Here is a 23935-nt window from a genome sequence, read left to right as displayed (position 1 = left end):
ACTGCCGACGAGGACTATGACGACCAGGGAAATGCCTGCACCCTGCGTATGTGAGGTGTCCATCGAACGTACGATTCCGGTGTGAGTGTTGCATCGGCCGTACTGCTGGCTATCGCCACGGCCTTCGTCGGATATCTCGTCGGCGGTGTTCTGATCCCCTATCTCGCGACACGTCACTCCGAACGCGCACGCGCAACGTCGGGACTGACGATGTCGCAGGTACTGGATCTGATCATCCTGGCGTCGGAAAGCGGCATCGCCGTCGTCGACCGCTTTCACGACGTGGTCCTGTCCAACCCACGGGCCGAGGAGCTCGGTCTGGTGCGTAACCGCCTCATCGACGACCGTGCATGGGAAGCCGCACAGAAGGTCCTCGCCGACGGCCACCCCGTCGAAGTCGACATCAGCTCCAAGGACGCCCGCACCACCACCAGCCGAGATCGCATGGCCGTACGGTGTGTGGCTCGGATGCTGAGCAAGGAAGACCAACGCTTCGTCGTGCTGTTCGCCGACGACGATTCCGAACAGGTTCGGATGGAAGCGACCCGTAGGGACTTCGTCGCCAACGTCTCTCACGAACTCAAGACGCCCGTCGGCGCCATGAGTCTGCTGGCCGAGGCGTTGCTCGAGTCCGCCGACGACCCCGATTCGGTCCGCCACTTCGGCGGAAAGGTCGTAGCGGAGTCGAAGCGCCTCGGCAACATGGTGACGGAGCTGATCGCGCTCTCCCGCCTCCAAGGCGCCGAGAAATTGCCCGACCTCGAAGTCGTCGACGTCGATACCGTCGTCAACGAAGCTCTCGATCGGTCGAAGATCGCCGCCGAGAACGCGGGAATCACCGTCACCACCGACCACCCCAGCGGCCTCGAAGTGCTGGGGGACCAGGCACTGCTGGTGACGGCGCTCGCCAACCTGATCCAGAATGCCATCGCCTACTCATCGGACGGATCGCCGGTATCGGTGTCGCGGGCACTGCGAAGCAGCTGCGTCGCCTTCGCGGTCACCGACCGCGGAATCGGCATCGCGAAAGAAGACCAGGAGCGGGTCTTCGAACGATTCTTCCGCGTCGACAAAGCACGGTCGCGGGCAACAGGAGGCACAGGTCTCGGCCTGGCCATCGCCAAACACGTCGCAGCCAACCACAACGGGAGCATCTCGCTGTGGAGCAAGCTCGGCACCGGATCGACATTCACTCTGCAGATCCCTGCGTATTTCGAAGAGGACGACCTCGCGTCGTTAGAAGGAGAAGAACAGTGACCAACGTCTTGATCGTCGAGGACGAGGAATCGTTGGCCGACCCTCTGGCCTTTCTCCTGCGCAAGGAAGGTTTCGAGGCCACCGTCGTCGGCGACGGACCCTCCGCGCTGGCCGAGTTCGACAAGGCCGGCGCCGACATCGTGCTGCTCGACCTGATGCTGCCGGGAATGAGCGGCACCGACGTGTGCAAGCAACTGCGTGCACGGTCCGGCGTCCCGGTGATCATGGTGACCGCACGCGACAGCGAGATCGACAAGGTCGTCGGACTGGAACTGGGTGCGGACGACTACGTCACCAAACCGTATTCGGCGCGCGAGCTCATCGCCCGCATCCGCGCGGTACTCCGCCGGGGCAGCGACGCCGAGCTCGACGGCACCGCGGACACCGGTGTGCTCGAGGCAGGCCCGGTCCGCATGGACGTGGAACGACACGTCGTCCTGGTGAACTCGGAACAGATCACGTTGCCGCTCAAGGAATTCGATCTGCTGGAGTACTTGCTCCGCAACTCCGGTCGGGTCCTCACCCGCGGACAGTTGATCGACCGGGTGTGGGGCGCGGACTACGTCGGAGACACCAAGACCCTCGACGTGCACGTCAAGAGATTGCGGTCGAAGATCGAGAACGACCCTGCCAAGCCGGAGCATCTCGTGACCGTCCGAGGCCTGGGCTACAAGCTCGAAGGCTAGATCCTAGGGATGGGGCCTCACCCTCGCAGGATCGGTGATACTTGAAGGTTTAACATTCAAGTATTGCAATGAAACTGTATCGAGGAAGAAGTAAGTAATGAAGGCCCTTCAATACCGCTCCATCGGATCCCGCCCCGAACTCGTCGACATCGACAAGCCTACACCCGGTGCATCGGAGATTCTGCTTCGCGTCACGGCCGCAGGCGCCTGTCACTCCGACGAATTCATCATGGGCGTCTCCGAAGAGGAGTACTACTTCAAGCCCCTCCCGCTGACCCTCGGCCACGAGGTCGCAGGCGTCGTCGAAGCCGTCGGCAGTGGAGTCCACGACGTGGAGATCGGCGAATCCGTCATCGTCTACGGACCCTGGGGATGCGGCCGCTGCTACGCCTGCGCACAGGGCGACGAGATGAACTGCGAGAAGGGGATGCGCGCGCCCGGCATCTTCAGCGACGGCGGCATGGCCGAGTACATGATCGTCGACGACGCCCGCCACCTCGTCCCGCTGGGTGACCTCGACCCCGTGACGAGTGTGTCGCTCACCGACGCAGGCCTGACGCCGTATCGCGCGGTCAAGTCGGCGCTGAACAAGCTGACGCCCGGCACGACGGCCGTGGTGATCGGCGCGGGTGGTCTCGGGCACGTCGCCATCCAGATCCTCAAGGCGCTGACGCAGTCGACGGTGGTCGCGCTCGACCTGGGCGAGGAGCAGCTCGAGTTCGCCAGGAAAGTCGGTGCCGACCACACGTTCACCTCCGACGCAGCGGCTGCCGAGTCGGTCAAGGGACTCACTCGTGGCCTCGGCGCGGACGTGGTCTTCGACTTCGTGGGCATCCAGCCCACCGCGGATCTGGCCGCGAAGATGGTCGCGACCGCAGGACAGGTCGTCGTCATCGGTGTGGCAAGTGGCGCGGTGCCGATCGGGCAGCGGACGGTTCCACTGGACGTCACCGGACGTGCGATCAACTGGGGTTCGCGCGCCGAGCTGATGGAGGTCGTCGAGCTCGCCAAGCGCGGCGCCATCGAGATCCACGTCGAGAAGTACAGCCTGGACAACGCCACCGAGGCGTACGACAACCTGCACGCGGGCAAGATCCGTGGCCGCGCGGTGATCGTGCCCTGACGTCCGTTGTGAGTGGATATGTAGGCCTTGGCCTACATATCCACTCACGTAGGGGAGAGGGCCTACTTCGTCCGCTGGGCCTCACGAGTCGCTGGGTGCACCGCGATGAGGCCGAGGCCGCGGCGCCGCTTGCACAGCGACGCCAACTCGTCGTACGCGGGCTTGCCGAGCAGCTCGGTCAGCTCGGGCTCGTAGGACTCGAACACCTGCCTGCTGCCGACGTGCGCGTCGGGGGAACCCGAGCAGTACCAGGACAGGTCGTGCCCGCCCTCGCCCCATCCGCGCCGGTCGTACTCACCGATGGTCGTCTTCAGAACCTCGGTGCCGTCGGGGCGCGTCACCCAGTCCTGAGTGCGGCGAATCGGTAGCTGCCAGCACACATCCGGCTTGACCTCCAGCGGCTCGATGCCTTTGCGCAGCGCCATCGAATGCAGTGCGCATCCGATGCCGCCGGCGAACCCCGGACGGTTCTGGAAGATGCACGCACCCTTGTAGCGACGGGTGCGCAGCGACTGCTCGTCCTCGAGATCGTCGTACTCGACGTATCCCTTCTTCCCGAGTCCCTTGTCCCTGAACTGCCAGTCCTCGGCCGTCAGCATCTTCACCGACGCGTCGAGTTTCTTCTTGTCGTCGTCGTCGGACAGAAACGCGCCGTGCGAACAGCAGCCGTCGTCCGGGCGCCCGGCCACGGTTCCTTGGCAGGCAGGAGTGCCGAACACACACGTCCAGTTGGACAGCAACCACGTCAGGTCGGCGGCGATGATGTGTTCGGAGTTGTCCGGATCGGGGAATTCCACCCATTCGCGAGGGAAATCCAGGTCCACTTCTGCGGCGAAGGTGTGCTGCTTACTACCTGCTGTCACAAGTGTCGACGGTAGACCCAGTACCGTGGTCCTGTGCGATTAGGGGTGCTCGACGTCGGAAGCAACACGGTGCATCTGTTGGTGGTGGATGCGCACCGCGGTGGTCACCCCACACCGATGAGCTCGTCGAAGGCCACGCTGCGACTGTCCGAGAACACCGACGCCGACGGCAACATCACCCGCGAAGGCGCAGACCGGCTGGTGAACGAGGTAGGCGACTTCGCCTCGATCGCGACGAAGTCCGGTTGCGAGGAGCTCATGGCCTTCGCCACGTCGGCGGTGCGTGACGCACACAACAGCGACGATGTTCTGGCCCGCGTTCAGCGTGAAACGGGCGTCGCGCTGCAGACGTTGTCCGGTGTCGACGAAGCCCGCCTGACGTTCCTCGCAGTCCGCCGCTGGTACGGGTGGAGCGCCGGTCGCATCCTGAACCTCGACATCGGCGGAGGGTCGCTCGAGCTGACGTCGGGAACCGATGAGGACCCCGACGTCGCGTTCTCCCTTCAACTCGGCGCAGGCCGCTTGACCAGGGATTGGCTCGACGGTGACCCGCCGGGCAAGCGTCGCGTCGCGGTCCTGCGTGACTGGCTCGACGCCGAGCTCGCGACCCCGGCGAAGGAACTGCTGGCCGCTGGCGAACCTGATCGTGCCGTCGGAACGTCGAAGACGTTCCGGTCGCTCGCCCGGCTGACCGGAGCGGCGCCGTCGGCAGCAGGTCCGCGAGTGACCCGGACGCTGACGGCGAACGGTCTCAGGCAACTCATAGCCTTCATAACGAGGATGACTGCATCCGACCGTGCAGAATTGGAAGGAGTCAGCGCCGACCGATCACAGCAATTGGTGGCCGGGGCGTTGGTGGCAGAGGCGAGTATGCGAGCACTGTCGGTCGAGCAGATCGAGATATGCCCGTGGGCGCTGAGGGAAGGTTTGATTTTGCGGAAGCTGGACACCGAAACGGACGGCGATCTGGTGGTGCGGTCGACATGAGCGAGAACAACACCGATCCGGAGGACACCGGACAGATCTCCGTAGCCGAACTGCTCGCTCGCAACGGACAGAAGTCGACGTCGTCGAGCACCGGTGGACGCCGTCGACGCGGCGTCAAGGGCGGCATCTCCGTAGCGGAACTGACCGGCGAAATTCCCGTCGTCCGCGCCGAGCCCGCATCCGACGAGGCCCCGGTGATCGCCACGGACTCCAAGCAGGTGCCTGCGCAGGCCCCGGCGCCGGTCCGCACGCGCGAGACCGACGAACCGGAACCCGAGTTGCTGTCCGGATCGACGACGGCAGCCGGCGACCTGATGAACCGAGCTCACGACGAGGCCGACGAGCGGCGACCGTACGGCTCGACCGCGTCGCAGCGTCCGGTGCCCGCGGCGGGTCGACGCACGCCCGACGAGACCTCACGTTCCACGTCCGGCAGGCAGACGACCGGATTCGTGGCCCGTCCCCGCCCGTCGCGCCCGGAGCCGTCCGCCGCGACACCTGCGGACGCAGAACCGAAGACCGACGTCACGCCCAAGCCTGTTGTGCCCCCGAAGGCGGCAGGCCCGGCAGTCACGTCCACACCGGCAGCAACGTCGAGCCCAGCGACGCGTGCGTTCGCTCGACGTGACGACGCAGACGAGAAAGCGCTCGCCGAGGAGGAGACGACGCAGACTCCTGACCTGGTGAAGAAGGTCGCAGCGCTCGCCGACACCGAGGACGCTCCAGCCGAGGACAGCACTGCCGAGAACAGCACTGTCGCGGACAGGGACGCCTCCGCCGAGAGCGTCGAGGAGACGGACGAGTCGCAGCCGAGAGCCGAGAAGAAGGATGCCGCCAAGCAGTGGCTCGGGCTCGCAGGCCAGGGTGTTGTGGCGGTGGTCGTCGGCGCGCTGTTGTTCAAGGGCTTCGAAAGGCTGTGGGACGTCCTGCCGTGGGTGGCGCTCGTTCTCGCGGTTCTGGTGATCGTCGGTCTCGTTGCCGTCGTGCGGATCCTGCGCCGCACCGACGACCTCGTCAGCATGGTGATCGCCGTTGTGGTCGGTGTGTTCGTGACGCTCGGTCCATTGGCGTTTCAACTGAGTACTGGCTGACAGGCGCTCGGGTGTCGGGCGTAGCTGTCGGGTTGTCCACTGCCTCGGTGTATCCGCAGAACACCGAAGCGGCGTTTCGATACGCCGCCGAGTTGGGTTACGACGGCATCGAGCTGATGGTCTGGGCGGAGTCGGTGAGCCAGGATGCGGAGGCCGTACGGGCGTTGACCCGCAAATACGGCGTCCCGGTCCTGGCGATCCACGCGCCGTGCCTGCTCATCTCGCAACGCGTGTGGGGTGCGGATCCGGTGGCGAAGCTCGAGCGTTCGGTGCGTACGGCGGAGCAGTTGGGTGCGGCGACCGTCGTCGTCCATCCGCCGTTCCGGTGGCAGAAGAAGTACGCCGAGGGCTTCGGTGACCAGGTCGCCGAGCTGGAATCCGCGTCCGAGGTCGTGGTGGCCGTGGAAAACATGTTCCCGATGCGCGCGGACCGATTCTTCGGGCGCAAGGAAGGCTCGGCGGCGAGGCTCCGCAAGCGTGGTGGGCCGGGGGCTGCGGTGTCGGCGTTCGCGCCCTCGTACGATCCGACGGATTCCGGCCACGCGCATTACACCCTCGACCTGTCGCACACCGCGACCGCCGGGACCGACGCCGTCGACATGATGGACCGGATGGGCGACGGGCTCGCGCACCTGCATCTCGCCGACGGTCGGGGCGCGTCGATCGACGAGCATTTGATCCCGGGCCACGGAGATCAGCCGTGCGCACAGGTCTGCGCCGAGTTGGTTCGCCGCGGCTTCCGCGGGCAGGCGGTGATCGAGATCAACACTCAGAACGCACGAACTCTGCCGGAGAGAGCATCGATGCTCGGCCAGGCCCTCGCGTTCGCACGCCGCCACCTGGCGTGAGCGCACCAGTACGTCCCGATTCGAAAGGCACACCACCGATGACCAGCCCCTTCGCCGCGGCGACGACGTTGACCCCGCTGGAGAGATCCGAGTTCGAAGGCAGCTACGGCGCGGTCATCGATTCGATCTGGACGATCGGGCCGAAGGTGCACGGAGGCACGATGCTGGCGACGTGCGCCGCCGCAGCGAAGGCGCAGCTGGGGGACGAGGGAGTACAGCCACTTGCCGTCAGTGTCAGCTACCTCAGCGCACCCGACCCGGGTGAGGTGCACCTGACCGCAGTACTTCGCAAACGCGGAAAGCAGGTCTCGCACGTCGACGTCGAGATGACGCAGGGCGGACGTGCCGCGGTTCGTGCAGTCGTCACCCTGGGGCGGCCGGACACCGACACTCCCCGGCACACGGTGGAATCGTCGCTGGCGTCGATGCCTGCCGCGCCGCCGCCGGAGACGGATGCGATCGGCGGCGAGCATCCGATGGCGTCGATCGTGCACCTGGCACAGGGGTGCGAGATGCGGATCGACCCGACGTCGGCGCACTTCCTCACGGGACAGCAGGGCGAACCCGAAGTTCGCATGTGGGTCAGGCCCCGGCCGGGCGACGAGAACGACGTGGACACGGCAGCCCTGTTCGCGCTGATGACGGGCGACATCTGCGCACCCGTGACGATGAACCGAGGGATGTTCGGCTGGGCGCCGACTGTGCAGTTGACGACCTACCTGCGCAAGCAGCCTGCACCGGGATGGCTCCGGGTCGCCGCGAGCAGCACCGTCATCGGCGGAACGTGGTTCGAGGAGGATCACCTGGTGCTCGACGAGACGGGCGACGTCGTCGTGCAGAGCAGGCAGTTGGCGATGGTGCCCCGGTAGCGTTCGGCGACTCCCGGGCCGCAATCTACGCTTGTCACCCATGACGAGAATTGCAGTAATCGGAGGCGGGCGGATCGGCGAGGCGCTGATCGCCGGACTGCTCGAAGCAGGCCACGCAGTCCGCGACCTGGTGGTCGCCGAGAAGTTCGAGGCCCGGGCGGCCGAGCTCGCATCCACCTTCGGAATCCTCACGACCTCGATCTCGGAGGCGTCGGAGAACGCGGACGTCATCGTTCTCGCCGTGAAGCCGGGCGACGTCGACGGCGTCATCACCGAGGTCGCGAAGATCGACCTGGACGGCGAGCGTGAACAGCTGATCGTGTCGTTGGCCGCCGGAGTCCCGACGTCGAAGTTCGAGCCGAAGCTGCCCGCAGGTTTTCCCGTCGTCCGAGTCATGCCGAACACACCGATGCTCGTCGGCGAGGGCGTCAGCGTCCTCGCGCCCGGCCGGTACGCCAAGACCGAACACCTCGAACTGGTCGAGAAGATCCTGTCCTCGGTGGGCAAGGTCGTCGTCGTCAAGGAGAATCAGCTCGACGCGGTGACCGCGGTGTCCGGTTCCGGTCCGGCGTACTTCTTTCTCGTCGCCGAGGCGATGATCGACGCCGGTGTCGGATTGGGGCTGCCACGGGATGTGGCGTCGGCGCTCGTCGTTCAGACGATGATCGGCTCGGGTGCGATGCTGGATCGCTCCGACGACACCCCGACCGAGCTGCGCTACGCAGTGACCTCACCTGGGGGAACGACGGCGGCAGCGGTGCGCCGGCTCGAGGAGGGCGGTCTACGGACTGCGTTCTTCGACGCGTTGTCCGCAGCCAACGATCGTGCAGCTGAGATGGGCGTCACACCAGAATAAAAAATCAGTTCCCTACACCCGTCGCAGTAACCCCATTGGTCACGTTAAGCTCACAGGTAGCACGTGCGTGTCTGTTCGGCAGGAGGGGAAGCCTGCCGCGCGAGACGTGCCGGAGGTAAGTGGATTGATGGTGCCTGCAAACAAGCCGGTCAAGAGTGCGTCCCAGGACGGACAGTCAGCTGTCGCTGGAACGCAGTTCCTCACGGTCGCGGAGGTCGCGACCCTGATGAGGGTGTCGAAAATGACTGTGTACCGATTGGTGCACGGCGGAGAATTGCCTGCTGTGCGAGTGGGTCGATCGTTCCGTGTGCATGCCAAGGCTGTGCACGATTACCTCGAGACCTCGTACTTCGACGCAGGCTGAGCGGCCCGAGAGTCGTCGGCGGTACACCTCGCCGAGCCGGTTTCGTGGAACCAGGTCCACCCCGGTAAGGTGAGGTTTCGTCGTGGTCGAGTAATATCGACACTCGTGCCAGGAGCTTCAAGAGCTTCGTCGGTTGCATCGAGCTTCGGCAAACGAGGCCCGAGCGCCAGCTTGGGGATCGACGGCTCGGTCCGCAGTACGTGGGCGGATGGGTTCGAGGCTGCCAGGTAGGCGTACGCAACTTGCGTGCGCGAAACGCTAGAGAAGAACGTGAGGACACCCGCCATGGGTTCAGTGATCAAGAAGCGTCGCAAGCGCATGTCGAAGAAGAAGCACCGCAAGCTGCTTCGCCGTACCCGCGTTCAGCGCAGGAAACTCGGCAAGTAAATCTCGTCTCGACGGGCCCGTCACCTCGCAGGAGGTGTCGGGCCTTTCGTGTGTCATGGGACCGCTTGTTGCGTTTTCCACTGTCCTCGCATCTTCCGCGGATTCCAGTAGGCTTGCCGCCAGCGGTAATCAATCGGGGGTGTGAGTGACTTCGAACGAGCGAGGCGTCGCGGCGCCGAAGGTAGTGCTGGTCACCGGCGCGAGCCGCTTCCTCGGCGGATATCTCGTCACCAGACTTGCGCAGAACCCGGCTGTCGAGCGCGTCATCGCCGTCGACGCACAGTCACCGAGCAAAGACCTGTTGCGACGCATGGGCCGCGCGGAATTCGTGCGCGCCGACATCCGCAACCCGCTGATCGGCAAGGTCCTCCGGAACGCCAACGTGGACACGGTGGTGCACGCCGCCACCATCACCAAACCGCCCCGCTCGGGTGGTCGCGCCACGATGAAGGACCTCAACGTCATCGGGGCCATGCAGCTGTTCGCCGTGTGCCAGAAGTCTCCGTCGGTACAGAAGGTGGTCCTCCGTTCCTCGTCCTCGGTGTACGGGTGCAGTGCGAAGGATCCGGTGAAGTTCACCGAGGAGATGAGCGCCAGGCGGCCGCCGTCCGGAGCATTCGCCCGGGACACGATCGACATCGAGGGCTACATCCGCGGCCTCGGTCGGCGCCGCCCGGACATCGCCGTGTCGATCCTGCGGATGGCTCCGCTGATCGGTCCACGACTGAACGGGTCCATCTCGCGATACATGACGTCTCCGATCATTCCCAGCATCATCGGCCGCGACGCGAGGATGCAGCTGCTGCACGAGGAGGACGCACTCGCCGCGCTCGAACGAGCCACCGTCAGCGGTCCCGCGGGCACCTTCAACGTCGGCGCAGACGGCACCATCATGCTGTCGCAGGCCATCAGACGCGCAGGCCGTATCGAGGTACCCGTCCCGTTCGCGCTGTTCAAGAGCGTCGGGCGCGCCCTCATGGGATCGATGATGCGGGAGTTCACAACCGAACAGTTGGACTACTTCCACTTCGGCTGCGGACTCGACACCACTCGTATGCGATCGGACCTCGGATTCGAGCCTCGATGGACTACGGTTCAGGCATTCGACGATTTCGTTCGAGGCGCGGCGCTACGGCCGGTACTTCGCACGGAATGGGTCGATTCGGTGGAACAGCACGCGCTGCGCGCAGTCGACGGCGGCGCTGCCGTCACCAAGGCAGCACTGACGGCTGTGTCGGGTTCAGGACGGGAGGGGTGAACGAGGTGGCGAAGGTAATCCCGCTGCACGGCACCGGTTCCGGACGCGACGGAGCCGGTCGAGAGCGCGCTGCCCGCGCACGTGCCGACAACAATCGTGCCGATACCGGTGCGGCGAGCAGCCGTAGCAGACACCCGTCGTCGTACGCCGAGCCGACGCCGCCGATCCCACTGCTCACGCCGACCGAATCCACGGCCCACCCCACCACGGCGACGGAGCCGTCACAGATCGACGACGTCAAGGCGAAGATCGTCGACACCATCTCGGAGACAGCGGAATTCGTGCGCCGCCGTCTCGCGGGCGATTACACGGTCGACGAGTTCGGATACGATCCTCATTTCGCCGACGCCGTCTGGCTGCCGCTGCTGCGACCTCTGTTCGACAAATGGTTCCGTGTCGAGATCAAGGGAATCGAGAACATCCCCGACGACGGTGGCGCGCTCGTCGTCGCCAACCACGCAGGGGTCATTCCCGTCGACGCGCTGATGACGTCGGTCGCCGTCCGTGACCACCATCCTGCGCACCGCCCGTTGCGAATGTTGGCCGCCGACATGGCGTTCGAGATGCCGGGCGTCGGAACCATCGCTCGAAAGGCCGGGCACACCCTCGCCTGCAACCCGGACGCAGAACGTCTGCTTCGTATGGGTGAGGTCGCTGCGGTGTTCCCCGAGGGGTTCAAGGGCATCGGCAAGCCGTTCAGCGAGCGGTACAAGCTGCAGCGGTTCGGTCGCGGCGGATTCGTGTCCGCCGCTCTGAAAACCGGTGCGCCGATCATTCCGTGCTCCATCGTCGGTTCGGAGGAGATCTATCCGAAGATCGGCGACATCACGCCGCTCGCACGTCTGATGGGTATGCCGTACTTCCCGGTCACGCCGTTCTTTCCGCATCTCGGGCCGCTCGGTCTCGTTCCGTTGCCGTCGAAGTGGTACATCGAATTCGGTAAGCCGATCTACACCGACTCGTACGACGCGCAGGCGTCGGAGGACCCGATGGTGTTGTTCGAACTGACCGACCACGTCCGTGAAACCATCCAGCACACCCTGTACCGACTGCTGGCCAAGCGCCGCAATGTCTTTCTCGGGTAGGCAGTAACCTCGCCGGTGTGCTGATCAGAGACACCGTCACCGAAGATCTCCCGTCGATTCTCGACATCCACAACGACGCCATCCGGAACACGACGGCAATCTGGGACGAAACCGAAGTCGGTCTCGACGAGCGGATGGACTGGCTCGACGGCCGACTCCGCGCCGGATACCCCGTGCTCACCGCAGTCGTCGACGGCGCAGTCGCGGGGTATGCGTCGTACGCGCAGTGGCGCCCGAAGAGCGGATACCGTCTCACCGTCGAACATTCCGTGTACGTCGGTAGCGACTTCCACCGTCGCGGAATCGCCAGCGCCTTGATGGCCGAACTGATCGCCCGGGCATCCGCCGCGGGGATCCATGCGCTCGTCGGGGTCATCGAATCACGAAACACGACGTCGATAGCGCTGCACGAGAAGTTCGGATTCGTCACCGTCGGGCAGATGCCCGAGGTCGGCATCAAGTTCGACCGGTGGCTCGATCTCACCTTGATGCAGTTGACGCTCTAACGCCTGCTCAGGCTCGGCGGCGGCCGATTACCGCGGCGAGGCCGCCGCCGACGGCACCGAGCGCGAGGGCCGTCGGGACGCCGATCTTGGCCGCCTTGCGGCCGGTGCGGAAGTCGCGGATCTCCCAGCCCCGATTCTTCGCCAGCTCGCGCAGGTCCGCGTCGGGATTGACTGCAACTGCAGTTCCGACGAGCGAGAGCATCGGCACGTCGTTGTGACTGTCGGAGTACGCGGTACACCGCTTGAGGTTGAGGCCCTCGCGTACGGCCAGGGTGCGGACGGCGTGAGCCTTGCCGAGACCGTGCAGGATGTCGCCGACGAGCCTGCCGGTGAAGATGCCGTCGTTGCTCTCGGCCACGGTTCCCAGCGCGCCGGTGAGACCGAGGCGTTCGGCGATGATCTGGGCCAACTCGAGCGGGGTCGCGGTCACCAGCCACACCTGTTGGCCGGCGTCGAGGTGCATCTGAGCGAGTGCTGCGGTGCCCGGCCAGATCTTGTCCGCGATCAGTTCGTCGTAGATCTCCTCGCCGAGCAGACGTAGCTCCGCGGTGGAGCGACCCTTGATGAAGGACAGCGCCTTCTCGCGGCCGCTCGCGACGTCGTCGCTGTTCTCCTTGCCGCTGACCCGGAACTTGACCTGCTGCCAGGCGAACTGCGCTAGGTCGCTACTGGTGAAGTACTTGCGCGCTGCGAGCCCGCGCGCGAAGTGAATGATCGACGCACCCTGCACCATCGTGTTGTCGACGTCGAAGAACGCTGCCGCGGTGAGGTCGAGTGGGACCGAACCTCCCGACTCGGCCTGCAGCGCTATCGCAGCATCGGCACTGGCCTCGCCTGCGACATTCGCGCGCACCTGTGCATCCGACGGACCGAGTGGATTACGGAGTCGCCGCTTGCGGCGCTTGTCCTCCCGCGGATGCTCCGTGTCGACCATGACCTCGTCCGGCACCTCGGTGATGGGAAGGTCGGGCGTCTCGGCGCTCGTGTCCGGGTCGCTGCTCCCGAGCGGGCCGTCAGGAGTACTTCCAGGCGTCTCGGAACCCCCGTTGCTCATCACGCGCACCTCCATGTTCGAGCACTGCCCCAAACCCTAGTCCGTAGCTCTCCGCGGGGAATCCCTCGCACTCGGTCACCCCCACCGAGGACCTGCAGGCTCCACTCCTGTGTGACCGGGTCGTTCCTGCAGGCTCCACTCCTGTGTGACCTTCGTCTCTCTACTGTGGGTGAGAGGGTGGACGGTATGACTACAGCTGGTCCCACCGTGGTTCTTCTCACCCGAGCCGGATGTCACACATGTGTGGCCGCCTTCGAGCGATTGGTGGCGGTCTGCAGCGAGTTCGGGGTGACGCCGACGTCCACCGACGTCGACGAAGTCGCGAAAACTATGCCTGACCTGCGCGCGGAGTACGGCGACCGCGTCCCTGTCGTGCTGCTCGACGGCCGCGAACACAGTTACTGGGAGGTCGACGAACCACGTCTACGTGCCGATCTCGCAGCCAGAAGGGCACCCTAATAACGGGCCGTCGGTGCTCGCTTTGCAGGTGAGAGCCCCTCTAGCACGGATGCAGCGACTTTGTTCATTCGTTCACAAGCAGTTACCGTGGTGTCGGCGCAGGAATGGAACTGCGTGCAGTTTCTGGTGAGAGAAGCCCGCGGATCAGCGTGAAGACCGGCCGTCGCAGCCGATCGGACGAGGAGCCATGAACGTGACCGAAGAGCGCCCGGCCATGCCGGCTGGTGTCGACCGGTCACCTGGTGTCGATCCAGCCCGATCGGGCACTGCCGAACGGGTCATCCCACAGGCTACGGTGACGCGATTGGCCACCTACTTGCGGGTCCTCGGAATCCTCGCCGACGACGGCGTTCTGATCGTTTCGAGTGAAGAACTCGCCACTGCCGCCGGAGTCGGATCGGCCAAACTTCGCAAGGATCTTTCTTTTCTCGGGCCCAACGGTGTCCGCGGCGTCGGTTACGACGTTCTGCGACTGCGCGCCAAGATCGAGACCGCACTGGGACTGGACCGCGGGCACAAGGTGGTGCTCGTCGGCGTCGGAAACCTCGGCGAGGCCCTCGCTCGCTACGGAGGATTCGGCCGTCGTGGCTTCTCCATGGTGGGTCTGTTCGACCGCAACCCCGAGCGGGTCGGCCTCGACATCGACGGACTCCGCGTCCAGCACGTCGACCGGCTCGAAACGTCGTGCCGTGAACTGGAAGCGACCATCGGCGTCATCGCCACCCCCGACGATTCGGCCCAGGACGTGGCGTCGGCGTTCGTCGCCGGCGGAGTCCAGAGCATCCTCAGCTTCTCTCCGGTGACGCTGGACGTTCCCGACGCAGTGGAGGTCCGTCGCGTGGATCTGGCCGTCGAGATGCAGGTCCTGTCGTTCAACAGCTCCCGCAACGACGCGTCCGCGCTGTCGGCAGCGCCGCGGCTCGGCAGAAGCAGAGGCCCCCGCGTCACGCCCGGTTCTCTGGCAAGTTCGGCGCAATCCGCGCTCGGTACCCCGGTAAGTAGTTCGGCAAGCAGTAGCTTTACACAGAACGGATCGGTGATTACACCGTGAGTGTCCTCCTCGTCGGGATTTCGCATCGAAGCGCTCCCGTCGCAGTCCTCGAGCGTGTCGCCATCACGGAGACCGACCGTCCGAAGTTGACGGACAAGCTGATGGCCAGCGGAAACATATCCGAGGTCATGGTCGTGTCGACGTGCAACCGCGTCGAGGTCTACGCCGTCGTCGACGCCTTCCACGGTGCGCTCGCATCGGTGGGGGAGATCCTGGCCGAGCACTCCGGTCTGATGGTTCCCGAGCTGACCAAGCACGCCTACGTTCGCTACAGCGAAGCCGCTGTGGAGCACCTGTTCGCCGTCGCCAGCGGACTGGACTCGATGGTCATCGGTGAACAGCAGATCCTCGGTCAGATCCGTGCCGCGTACGCGGCATCCGATGCCTCGCAGGCGTCGGGACGTGTTCTGCACGAACTGGCCCAACAGGCACTGCGTGTCGGCAAGCGTGTGCACTCCGAAACCGGGATCGACGCCGCAGGCGCATCCGTCGTGTCGGTGGCGCTCGACCGCGCCGCCGCACTGTTCGGCGGCAGCCTCGAAGGCCGAACCGCTGTCGTGCTGGGCGCAGGGGCCATGGGCGGGCTGTCCGTGGCTCATCTCGGTCGGGCCGGAATCGGCTCGCTGGTCGTCGTCAACCGCACTCGTGAGCGTGCGGACCACCTGGCCGAGACCGCGGTGTCGGCCGGTGTCGCAGCAACCTCCGTCGACCTCGACGACCTCGCATCCGCCCTCGCCGACGCAGACGTGCTCGTCACCTGTACCGGCGCGGTCGGCGCCGTCGTCTCGCTCGCGGACGCCCACCACGCGCTCGCGCAGCGAGAAGCAGGCCGGCCGCTCGCCGTGTGCGACCTGGGACTGCCCCGCGACGTGGATCCGGCAGTCGCAGGACTCCCCGGAATCAGCGTGTTCGACATGGAGTCGCTGCAACGCGACCCCGCAGCCGGAGCGGCCTCGTCGGACGCGTCGGCGGCCCGCGAAATCGTGTCCTCCGAGCTTTCCGGCTACCTGGCGGGCCAGCGGCTCGCCGAGGTGACGCCGACGGTCACCGCGCTGCGCCAGCGCGCAGCGGAGGTCGTCGAAGGCGAGCTCATGCGTCTGGAATCGAGATTGCCCGGCCTGGACTCACCGCAGCGCGATGAGGTCGCGAGGACGGTGCGGCGCGTCGTCGACAAGCTTCTTCACTCTCCGACGGTCCGGGTCAAGCAGCTCGCCACCACCCCGGGTGGGGACTCGTACGCGGCTGCTCTGCGCGAACTGTTCGAGCTGAGTCCGGGCACGGTCGAGGCCGTCGCGAGCCCGATCGAGATCAACGGAATGGAACTCGTGGACGACTTCACCGCCAGCCGCACCGATGGTCGGAAGGGACAGTCGGAGTGAGCGTGAGTGAAAAGAATGTCGTTCGGATCGGAACGCGAGGGTCTCTGCTCGCCACGACGCAGGCCGAGACGGTCCGTCAGGGCTTGATCGCAGCAGGCCTCGACGCCGAACTCGTCATCGTCAAGACCGCGGGCGATCTGTCCGCTGCTCCGGTGCAGACCATCGGCGTCGGTGTCTTCACCGCCGCGCTGCGCGAGGCTCTCACCGACGGCAAGGTCGACATCGCGGTCCACTCCTACAAGGATCTGCCGACCGCACCCGACGAGCGCTTCGTCATCGCGGCAATCCCGCCCCGCGAGGATCCGCGCGACGCACTCGTCGCACGCGACGGCCTCGTTCTCGGCGAACTGCCCGCAGGCGCGAGGATCGGAACTTCGGCGCCGCGTCGCGCGGCGCAACTTCGAGCTCTGGGGCAGGGGCTCGACGTTCAGCCGCTACGCGGAAACCTCGACACCCGCATCGGCAAGGTCGCCTCGGGCGAACTCGACGCCGTCGTCGTGGCTCGGGCCGGACTGGCCCGCATCGGCCGCCTGGACGTCGTCACCGAGGCTCTCGACCCGGTCCAGATGCTTCCCGCGCCCGCTCAAGGTGCCCTCGCCGTCGAATGTCGGTCCGCGGACGTCGACCTCATCGAGGTGGTCCGCACACTGGACGACGCCAACGCGCGGGCATCCGTCGCCGCGGAACGTGGACTGCTGGCCGAGCTGGAGGCGGGATGCACCGCTCCCGTCGGAGCCATCGCCGAGGTCGTCGAATCCATCGACGAGGACGGGCGAGTGTTCGACGAGTTGTCGGTCCGTGGATGTGTCGCGGCAATCGACGGCAGCGACAGCATCCGAGCGTCCATCGTCGGCGCAGTGTCCGGCGCCGAGGAACTCGGTCGCGATCTCGCCCGCGAACTCCTGGACCTCGGTGCCCGGGATCTCGTCGCGGTGACCGAACCTGCACCCGCAGCCGGTTCCGCCGCTACCGGGGGAGCCGACCATGTCTAGGTCCATCACGGCTCCGACACGCGGACGAGCCAAACGCAGGGCCCCTCGGCCACCTGTGCGCGGCGGCGCGATAGCGACCGCGCGACTGATACCGAAACGGGGCCCGGCAACCCCGCTCGAACTGCATTACCCACACAAGACAGCACTGGAGAACAACCGATGAGCCCAGTCCGCAAGAACGCAAACGGACGGATCCTGTTCGTGGGATCGGGGCCGGGAGATCCGGCTCTGCTCACAGTCCGCGCACGCGAAGTGCTCGGCGCAGCCGAACTCGCCTTCACCGATCCCGACGTCGACAAGGGTGTCGTGGCGCTGGTCGGCAACGACCTCCCGCGTGACCCGGAGACCGGGGAGAACGGTGTCGACGTCCGTCCCGCCCTCGGTGAGCCCGCCGAGGTCGCGAAGACTCTGCTGGCCGAGGCCAAGAACGGCCACGACGTCGTCCGTCTCGTGTCGGGTGATCCGTTGACGACCGATTCGGTCATCGCCGAGGTCGCTGCCGTTGCTCGCACCCACGTTCAGTTCGAGGTCCTGCCGGGTCTCCCGTCCGGATCGGCTGTTCCCAGCTACGCGGGCATGGCCTTGGGCTCCGGTCACACCGAAGCCGACGTGCGCGGCGAGGTCGACTGGGCTGCTCTGGCGGCCGCTCCCGGCCCGCTGGTTCTGCACGCGACGTCCGGCCACCTCGCCGAGACCGCGAGTGCGCTCACCGAGCACGGGCTCGCCCCACAGACACCTGCCGCGATCACCGTTCGCGGCACCACCCGTCAGCAGCGGACCGTCGAGGCCACCCTCGCGACGCTCAACGACGCGGGCAGCGAACTCGTCGGCTCGCTCGTCGTGACCGTCGGAAAGGTCGTTTCGGGCCGAAACAAGATGTCCTGGTGGGAATCTCGGGCGTTGTACGGGTGGACCGTGCTGGTGCCTCGGACGAAGGATCAGGCCGGTGAGATGAGCGATCGGCTCGTCACGCACGGTGCGATCCCGATCGAGGTTCCGACCATCGCCGTCGAGCCGCCGCGCAGCCCCGCGCAGATGGAACGCTCGGTGAAGGGCCTCGTCGACGGCCGCTACCAGTGGGTCGTCTTCACCTCCACCAACGCCGTGCGCGCAGTGTGGGAGAAGTTCGAGGAGTTCGGGCTGGACGCTCGCGCGTTCTCGGGCGTCAAGATCGCCTGCGTCGGTGAAGCAACCGCGGACAAGGTCCGTTCGTTCGGAATCAACCCCGAACTGCTGCCGTCGGGTGATCAGTCCTCTCTCGGCCTGCTCGAGGACTTCCCGCCGTACGACGAGGTGTTCGACCCGGTCAACCGAGTTCTGTTGCCGCGTGCCGACATTGCCACCGAGACCCTTGCCGAGGGCCTGCGTGAACGTGGCTGGGAGATCGACGACGTCACCGCCTACCGCACGGTGCGTGCAGCGCCGCCGCCCGCCGAGACCCGCGAGATGATCAAGACCGGTGGATTCGACGCCGTGTGCTTCACGTCGAGCTCCACGGTCCGCAATCTCGTCGGTATCGCCGGAAAGCCGCATGCGCGCACACTCGTCGCGTGCATCGGGCCGAAGACAGCCGAGACGGCGGTGGAATTCGGTCTGCGCGTGGACGTGCAGCCGGAGACCGCGCAGGTCGGTCCGCTGATCGAAGCGCTCGCCGAGCACGCAGCTCGGCTGCGCGCCGAAGGCGCACTGCCTCCTCCCCGCAAGAAGTCCCGTAGGCGCTGAGGCCGGTGTTTCCCGTAGACCGTCCCCGCAGGCTCAGGCGTACCCCGGCGCTCCGGCGCCTCGTCGCCGAAACGTCGCTGCAGCCACGGCACCTGGTGCTGCCGATGTTCGTCGCCGACGGTATCGCCGAGCCTCGTGAGATCTCGTCGATGCCCGGAGTCTTCCAGCACACGCTCGATTCGTTGAGCACAGCCGCGGAGGAGGCTGTCGCAGCAGGCGTCGGTGGTGTCATGCTGTTCGGCGTGCCGAAGGCGGAGGACAAGGACGCCGAGGGTTCCGGCGCGAGCGATCCGGACGGCATTCTCAATCGCGGTCTGAGGCGGCTGAAGTCGGATCTGGGCGATGCGACGGTCATCATGGCCGACACGTGCCTCGACGAGTTCACCGACCACGGTCACTGCGGTGTCCTCACCGAGGACGGCGCGGTCGACAACGATGCGACGCTGACTCGTTACGTGGACATGGCGCTGTCGCAGGCCGATGCAGGGGCACACCTGCTCGGACCGAGCGGAATGATGGACGGGCAGGTCGGCGTCATCCGTGAGGCACTCGACGCCGCCGGGCACCGCGAGATCGGACAGTTGGCCTACTCGGCCAAGTACGCTTCGGCGTTCTACGGTCCGTTCCGCGAGGCCGTCGGCTCGTCGCTCCAGGGCGATCGCCGTACCTACCAACAGGATTCGGCGAACCGCCGCGAGGCCGTGCACGAGGTGGAGTTGGACCTGAACGAGGGCGCGGACATGGTGATGGTCAAGCCTGCGATGTCCTACCTCGACATTCTGCGCGACGTCGCGAACATCTCGTCCGTTCCGGTTGCGGCGTACCAGATCTCCGGCGAGTATTCGATGATCACCGCGGCCGCCCAGAACGGGTGGATCGACCGCGACGCGGCAATCCTGGAGTCGTTGACCAGCATTCGCCGTGCAGGCGCAGACGTGGTGTTGACCTACTGGGCGACGGAAGCGGCGGGCTGGCTGTGAGCAATGACGGACAACGCCCGCCCGAGCCCGACTGGGCACGCTGGGAAGCCGAGCACGGCCCCGTGGGATTCGACGCCATCCCGCCGCAACAGCCCGCGGCCCGCAGTTCGGCTCCTCTGGACATCGAGACGTCACGGCATCTGTGGTGGGGTGTGACCGCGCTCGGGTTGATCAGTTCGATTCTGACCCTGGTGATGGTGAACTCCGATCGCACGCCGTTCGCCCAGCAACTGGTCGACGACGTGGCGAGACAGGATCCGTCGCTGCCGCTGACGCTCGAATCCGCGGAAAGTTACCTGACCGGCGCCCTGGTGTTGATGGCCGTCATCGGCATCGCGTTCGCGGGGCTGTTCCTGTACTGGGTGAACAAGATGCGACTCGGACGGCTCTGGGCGCGAACCGTGCTCACCGTCATCGGAACCGTCACGGTGGTGCTCGCCGTCCCGCAGCTGTTCGCCTTCGGTGTCGACGGTGGAGCCATGCAGATCGCCATGAGCGTCGCGGGCATTCTGCAGGGTGTTCTGGCGGGCGGCGCGGTGTATCTGATGCATCGCAAGGAGTCGCAGGCGTACTTTCTGGCGGCGCGGAAGCATTGACACTCGGCCGACGCTCCGCGTGTCACATCAGCCACATGCGCCACATGTGACTACGATCACGCGATGGGGGAACCCGTCGAGTAGATCGGACATCTCATGGCCCTATCCGAAGTTCCCGAGCCCGAACGCGGCCGTCCGCTGTGGGCGCTCCTCGGCCTGCTCACCGCCGTCTCGGTAGCCGTGCTGATCGTGAGTATGGGGTTGAGTGCAGCCTGACCTGGTGATTAGGGTGAGCACCCGAGGGAGGGTACGGTGACAATTGTCACTGCAGATGCCCGTGCGTCAGGATGAGGTGAACCCATGGTTCAGGCAAGTTCGAGGCGGATCGCACCACCCGCCGAGCGCACGATTCCCGTCGAACACGGTGTCACCCGAGAGCTCTTCCTGATCGCCCTCGTGGTTGCCATGGGCATCCTCGCATCGGTCGCAATCGTCATTCCGGCGCTCGTCTCGCACTGAAGATTCGCGCGGCGGTTCTCGGCCGACCCACTGTGGTTCGATCACACGCAACCGGGCACTATGAAATCGTGAATTCGGACAAGGACGCACGCCCGCGCGTCGTCACCGCTGCATACCTGCTGTGGCTGATCGCTGCGGTACTGCTCGTCTTCGTCGCGTTGATCACGCTGACCGTGCCGGTGGACCAACTACGCACCTCTCTCGCCGACGAGGGCAACACACCCGCTCAGATCGATTCCTACCTCGGCACCATTCGTCTTCTCGGTGCAGGCTGCGGACTCCTGGGCATCGTTCTCGGATTCCTCGCCGGACCCGTGCGCGCCGGACACGCAAGGATGCGGGCCGTGTCCGTACTGCTGTCGTCGGTCACCGTTCTGCTGCTCCTCGTGGTGGTCTTCGTTTTCGGTCTGTTCTCCGAACTACTCGCAGTCGCCCTCGTCCTGATCGCCGCCTGCGTGGTGATCTACCGCCCCTCGGCGACACCGTGGTTCGCCCATGACTGACTCGAACGACGCGCTGTTCGAAGAGCCGGGAGCTCGGTGGCGATCGCTGCTGTGGGGGCCTGCCTTCTGCGCTGCGGTACTGGTGTTCGAGCTGCTGACGGGGCCTGTCGTCCACTGGGTCGCGCTCGCAGTGGTTGCCGTCGTGCTGACGGGCTTCACCTACGTTCAGGTCAGCGCAGCTCGCCGCCACGTCAGCGTGGCCCTCACGGCGACCGAGCTTCGCCAGGGCACCGAAAGGCTGCCCGTGGCGGACATCGCCGTCGTCTTTCCGGCGCCCGAGTACGCCGCGGGTGAATACGAGCCGAAGAAGTGGGAAACCGCCCGGGTGCTGGGTGAGCTCACCGGCATCCCCCGCCGACGCCACGGCGTCGGGTTGCGCCTGGTGGGAGGCGGCCTGGTTCAGGCCTGGGCGAAGGACGACGACGGCTTACGAGAGGCCCTGGAAGAAGTGGTGGTGAGCGGCCCATGAGATCCGCGGTGGAGGTGCTCGGTGCCGTGCTGTTGTTCGCGGCGGCCGTCGTGTGCTGGAACCTCGGTGCGACGGAACACCTGTTCGCGGCCACGGACGAGGGCGCGCCCGAATTCGTGGCGGTTCGGTACTCCGGTTCTTGGACAGCGGCCGGTGCTGCCTGCGTGACCGTCGCATTTCTACTGCTGGTCGACGCAGTCAGAGTTCGTTTTCAGGGGCGTTCCCATACCCGGTAGGGGTATCATCGGCGGCATGAGTAGTTACACGAGCGAGCAGGACGATCTGCTGAAGCGGCTGCGTCGCATCGAGGGTCAGATCGCCGGCATCTCGCGCATGGTCGCCGAGGATCGGTACTGCATCGATGTACTGACCCAGGTCTCGGCGGCAACCAAAGCGCTGCAGTCCGTCTCGCTCAAGCTGCTCGACGCGCACCTCGCGGGGTGCGTCGTCGAGGCTGCCAAACGTGGCGGTCCCGACGCGGACGCAAAGGTGAAAGAGGCATCGGACGCCATCGCACGGCTCGTTCGGTCCTGAAGTCGCAGCCAACGGAAAGAAGGTGTCGAGCGTGGAGAACAGTTACATCGTCGAAGGAATGACCTGCCAGCACTGCGCTGCGTCGGTGTCGGAGGAGATTTCCGAGATCGGTGGCGTGACCGGAGTGACGGTGGACGTGGCGTCGGGCAAAGTGGTGGTGACCAGCGATACTGCACTGGAACGAGAATCGATCGCCGGTGCGGTGAGCGACGCGGGATACCGTCTCGTATCGTAGAAATGTCCGGTTTACCGGCCGCGGTTCGTGGTACAGGTCATAGATCATCCCTGCTCGCTTTCGAGGAGACGATCTGTGAACAAGTTGCTGGCCGGTACCGGAATCCTGGTGACCAGTCTTTCTCTGACACTCGCGTGTTCGACGGGGGCGGTGGCTCAGCCCCCGGAGGGCGGCGTCGGGTTGACCGTCACCACCGAGCTCGACGGGCTCGCCCGGCCGTGGGACGTCGTCCAGGCCCCCGACGGGACGATCCTCACCGGTGAACGTAGCGGCAGATTCGTCGTCAAGCGGGCAGACGGGTCGGCCGGCGAAGTCGCGGCGAATCTCGACGACCTCTACGCCCAGGGTGAGACCGGGCTGATGGGAATCGAACTGGCCCACGACTTCGAGCAATCGCGGGCACTGTTCACGTGCCAGGGCGTCGAGGGAGCAGGCGTCGACACCGGGAGCGCGGCGCCCGGTAGCTCGCAGGCCGGAAGCGGCAATCACATCGAGGTCGTCCGGTGGACCGTCGACGAGGCATGGACGACGTTGACGCGGGACCGGGCCATCATCGACGACATCCCCGTTGCGTCCAGTGGCAGGCACGGCGGCTGCCGGATCCTGGCCGCACCCGACGGAACCCTGTACGTTGGCACCGGAGACACGGCGTCCCCGTCGGTGCCCCAGGATCGGAACTCGTTGGGCGGCAAGGTGTTGCACGTCGACGCTGTCGATGGCAGCGCCGCAGCGGATGCACCCGGCCGCATCTACACCCTCGGGCATCGCAACGTTCAGGGTCTCGCATTCCAACCCGGCACCGGCCGCCTGTACGAGGTGGAACAAGGCTCCACCCGCGACGACGAACTGAACCTACTGGTCGCGGGCGGAAACTACGGCTGGAAGCCGGACCGGAACCCGTTGATCTACGACGAGTCGGTCCCGATGACCGACCCCGATCGCGTTCCCGGCGCCATCGACGCGGTCTGGAGCTCGGGCGAGCCGACCATCGCCACCCCCGGCCTGACGTTCGTCGACGGTGCAGCATGGGGCGACTGGTCCGGCGCCGCAGTCATCTCCAGCCAGCAGGGCGAAAAACTGGTGTTCCTGAAACTCGGCGCCGACGGAATCACCGTCGAACAGGAAGTGGACGCGCTCGAAGGCGAGTGGGGCCGGCTCCGCTCACTCACCTCCACGGGCGACGGGTCGTTCCTGCTCACCACCGACAACGGCTCGGGTGACCGAATCCTCCGCGTCTCACCGGCCGGAGCCTGACCCACGGTCTCCCGGAGCCCCCGTTTTCGAGACCGAACGTGCCGTTCAGTCACTTGAAGTGACTGAAC

At 65.9% G+C, this 23935-nt stretch carries 29 protein-coding genes; 27 read left to right on the top strand and 2 right to left on the bottom strand.

The window, feature by feature from the left end; translation table 11 throughout:
* The first annotated feature begins 81 nt into the window (after window positions 1-81).
* The 3 genes from H292_RS0119915 to H292_RS0119905 all read left to right on the top strand — a co-directional run bounded on the left by H292_RS0119915 (window position 82) and on the right by H292_RS0119905 (window position 3066).
* Complete coding sequence (locus H292_RS0119915; protein WP_019666522.1) at window positions 82-1257, top strand: sensor histidine kinase; 1176 nt, start codon at window positions 82-84, stop codon at window positions 1255-1257.
* Window positions 1254-1943 (top strand): response regulator transcription factor, encoded by a 690-nt coding sequence (locus H292_RS0119910; RefSeq protein WP_019666521.1) that lies wholly within the window; start codon window positions 1254-1256, stop codon window positions 1941-1943. Before H292_RS0119915 ends, H292_RS0119910 begins: the two co-directional genes overlap by 4 nt.
* A 97-nt stretch (window positions 1944-2040) precedes the next feature.
* Entirely contained in the window at window positions 2041-3066 is a 1026-nt protein-coding gene (locus tag H292_RS0119905) for an NAD(P)-dependent alcohol dehydrogenase (RefSeq protein WP_019666520.1), read from the top strand.
* A gap of 62 nt (window positions 3067-3128) precedes the next feature.
* On the opposite strand, the gene H292_RS0119900 is transcribed toward H292_RS0119905, so the two are convergent.
* Window positions 3129-3929: a hypothetical protein gene (locus H292_RS0119900; protein ID WP_020112528.1), complete on the bottom strand. Its 801-nt coding sequence runs from the start codon at window positions 3927-3929 to the stop codon at window positions 3129-3131.
* Window positions 3930-3962: 33 nt separating this feature from the next.
* On the opposite strand from H292_RS0119900, the gene H292_RS0119895 reads away from it, so the two are divergent.
* The 10 genes from H292_RS0119895 (at window position 3963) to H292_RS0119850 (ending at window position 12180) form a co-directional block, all read left to right on the top strand.
* Entirely contained in the window at window positions 3963-4916 is a 954-nt protein-coding gene (locus tag H292_RS0119895; protein ID WP_027498940.1) for a Ppx/GppA phosphatase family protein, read from the top strand.
* Entirely contained in the window at window positions 4913-6007 is a 1095-nt protein-coding gene (locus H292_RS0119890) for a hypothetical protein (protein WP_019666517.1), read from the top strand. Before H292_RS0119895 ends, H292_RS0119890 begins: the two co-directional genes overlap by 4 nt.
* A gap of 11 nt (window positions 6008-6018) precedes the next feature.
* A complete protein-coding gene (locus H292_RS0119885; protein ID WP_052062070.1) occupies window positions 6019-6855 on the top strand; it encodes a sugar phosphate isomerase/epimerase family protein in 837 nt (278 codons plus the stop codon).
* 38 nt (window positions 6856-6893) lie between these two features.
* Window positions 6894-7724: a thioesterase family protein gene (locus H292_RS0119880; RefSeq protein ID WP_019666515.1), complete on the top strand. Its 831-nt coding sequence runs from the start codon at window positions 6894-6896 to the stop codon at window positions 7722-7724.
* 40 nt (window positions 7725-7764) lie between these two features.
* On the top strand, window positions 7765-8580 hold the full coding sequence (proC, locus tag H292_RS0119875; RefSeq protein ID WP_019666514.1) for a pyrroline-5-carboxylate reductase: 816 nt from the start codon (window positions 7765-7767) through the stop codon (window positions 8578-8580).
* 127 nt (window positions 8581-8707) lie between these two features.
* Complete coding sequence (locus tag H292_RS0119870) at window positions 8708-8944, top strand: helix-turn-helix domain-containing protein (RefSeq protein ID WP_019666513.1); 237 nt, start codon at window positions 8708-8710, stop codon at window positions 8942-8944.
* Window positions 8945-9229: 285 nt separating this feature from the next.
* Window positions 9230-9331, top strand: coding sequence for a 30S ribosomal protein bS22 (locus H292_RS27930; protein ID WP_003402602.1), 102 nt, complete (start codon window positions 9230-9232; stop codon window positions 9329-9331).
* Window positions 9332-9476: 145 nt separating this feature from the next.
* Window positions 9477-10589, top strand: coding sequence for an NAD-dependent epimerase/dehydratase family protein (locus H292_RS0119860; RefSeq protein WP_170947532.1), 1113 nt, complete (start codon window positions 9477-9479; stop codon window positions 10587-10589).
* A complete protein-coding gene (locus H292_RS0119855; protein WP_020112526.1) occupies window positions 10586-11674 on the top strand; it encodes a lysophospholipid acyltransferase family protein in 1089 nt (362 codons plus the stop codon). The genes H292_RS0119860 and H292_RS0119855 overlap by 4 nt, the downstream gene beginning before the upstream one ends.
* 17 nt (window positions 11675-11691) lie before the next feature.
* Window positions 11692-12180, top strand: a complete 489-nt coding sequence (locus H292_RS0119850) for a GNAT family N-acetyltransferase (RefSeq protein WP_019666509.1) — start codon at window positions 11692-11694, stop codon at window positions 12178-12180.
* Between the two features lie 7 nt (window positions 12181-12187).
* Here the strand turns inward: H292_RS0119850 and H292_RS0119845 are convergent, their stop codons facing one another.
* A complete protein-coding gene (locus H292_RS0119845; RefSeq protein ID WP_230594353.1) occupies window positions 12188-13114 on the bottom strand; it encodes an HAD family hydrolase in 927 nt (308 codons plus the stop codon).
* A 306-nt stretch (window positions 13115-13420) separates the two neighbouring features.
* On the opposite strand from H292_RS0119845, the gene H292_RS0119840 reads away from it, so the two are divergent.
* The 14 genes from H292_RS0119840 (at window position 13421) to H292_RS0119770 (ending at window position 23867) form a co-directional block, all read left to right on the top strand.
* Window positions 13421-13693: a glutaredoxin family protein gene (locus tag H292_RS0119840; protein ID WP_026348038.1), complete on the top strand. Its 273-nt coding sequence runs from the start codon at window positions 13421-13423 to the stop codon at window positions 13691-13693.
* 187 nt (window positions 13694-13880) lie between these two features.
* On the top strand, window positions 13881-14744 hold the full coding sequence (locus H292_RS0119835; protein WP_019666506.1) for a redox-sensing transcriptional repressor Rex: 864 nt from the start codon (window positions 13881-13883) through the stop codon (window positions 14742-14744).
* A complete protein-coding gene (locus tag H292_RS0119830; protein WP_019666505.1) occupies window positions 14741-16123 on the top strand; it encodes a glutamyl-tRNA reductase in 1383 nt (460 codons plus the stop codon). Before H292_RS0119835 ends, H292_RS0119830 begins: the two co-directional genes overlap by 4 nt.
* Window positions 16120-17115 (top strand): hydroxymethylbilane synthase, encoded by a 996-nt coding sequence (gene hemC / locus H292_RS0119825; protein WP_019666504.1) that lies wholly within the window; start codon window positions 16120-16122, stop codon window positions 17113-17115. The genes H292_RS0119830 and hemC overlap by 4 nt, the downstream gene beginning before the upstream one ends.
* A gap of 159 nt (window positions 17116-17274) precedes the next feature.
* Window positions 17275-18837 carry a uroporphyrinogen-III synthase gene (locus tag H292_RS0119820; protein ID WP_020112525.1) on the top strand — a complete coding sequence of 521 codons (1563 nt, stop codon included), beginning with the start codon at window positions 17275-17277 and terminating at the stop codon, window positions 18835-18837.
* 5 nt (window positions 18838-18842) lie between these two features.
* Entirely contained in the window at window positions 18843-19817 is a 975-nt protein-coding gene (gene hemB / locus H292_RS0119815) for a porphobilinogen synthase (protein ID WP_027498939.1), read from the top strand.
* Window positions 19814-20413, top strand: coding sequence for a hypothetical protein (locus tag H292_RS0119810; RefSeq protein ID WP_020112523.1), 600 nt, complete (start codon window positions 19814-19816; stop codon window positions 20411-20413). The genes hemB and H292_RS0119810 overlap by 4 nt, the downstream gene beginning before the upstream one ends.
* 300 nt (window positions 20414-20713) lie before the next feature.
* Window positions 20714-20872, top strand: a complete 159-nt coding sequence (locus H292_RS28465) for a hypothetical protein (protein WP_020112522.1) — start codon at window positions 20714-20716, stop codon at window positions 20870-20872.
* Between the two features lie 68 nt (window positions 20873-20940).
* The gene (locus H292_RS0119795) at window positions 20941-21375 is read left to right on the top strand and encodes a hypothetical protein (RefSeq protein WP_020112521.1); all 435 of its coding nucleotides are present in this window, start codon (window positions 20941-20943) and stop codon (window positions 21373-21375) included.
* Window positions 21368-21844: a hypothetical protein gene (locus tag H292_RS0119790; RefSeq protein WP_020112520.1), complete on the top strand. Its 477-nt coding sequence runs from the start codon at window positions 21368-21370 to the stop codon at window positions 21842-21844. Before H292_RS0119795 ends, H292_RS0119790 begins: the two co-directional genes overlap by 8 nt.
* Window positions 21841-22080: a hypothetical protein gene (locus H292_RS0119785; RefSeq protein ID WP_019666496.1), complete on the top strand. Its 240-nt coding sequence runs from the start codon at window positions 21841-21843 to the stop codon at window positions 22078-22080. Before H292_RS0119790 ends, H292_RS0119785 begins: the two co-directional genes overlap by 4 nt.
* A 16-nt stretch (window positions 22081-22096) precedes the next feature.
* Window positions 22097-22378, top strand: coding sequence for a metal-sensitive transcriptional regulator (locus H292_RS0119780; RefSeq protein WP_019666495.1), 282 nt, complete (start codon window positions 22097-22099; stop codon window positions 22376-22378).
* Between the two features lie 22 nt (window positions 22379-22400).
* A complete protein-coding gene (locus tag H292_RS0119775; protein ID WP_020112519.1) occupies window positions 22401-22613 on the top strand; it encodes a heavy-metal-associated domain-containing protein in 213 nt (70 codons plus the stop codon).
* A gap of 75 nt (window positions 22614-22688) precedes the next feature.
* The gene (locus H292_RS0119770) at window positions 22689-23867 is read left to right on the top strand and encodes a PQQ-dependent sugar dehydrogenase (RefSeq protein WP_020112518.1); all 1179 of its coding nucleotides are present in this window, start codon (window positions 22689-22691) and stop codon (window positions 23865-23867) included.
* Window positions 23868-23935 lie beyond the last annotated feature (68 nt).

Source organism: Rhodococcus sp. 114MFTsu3.1 (assembly GCF_000383555.1).
Classification (GTDB): Bacteria; Actinomycetota; Actinomycetes; order Mycobacteriales; family Mycobacteriaceae; genus Rhodococcoides; species Rhodococcoides fascians_E.
Note: the sequence above shows the minus strand (reverse complement) of the source record. Positions and strands in the feature narration are given on the sequence as shown.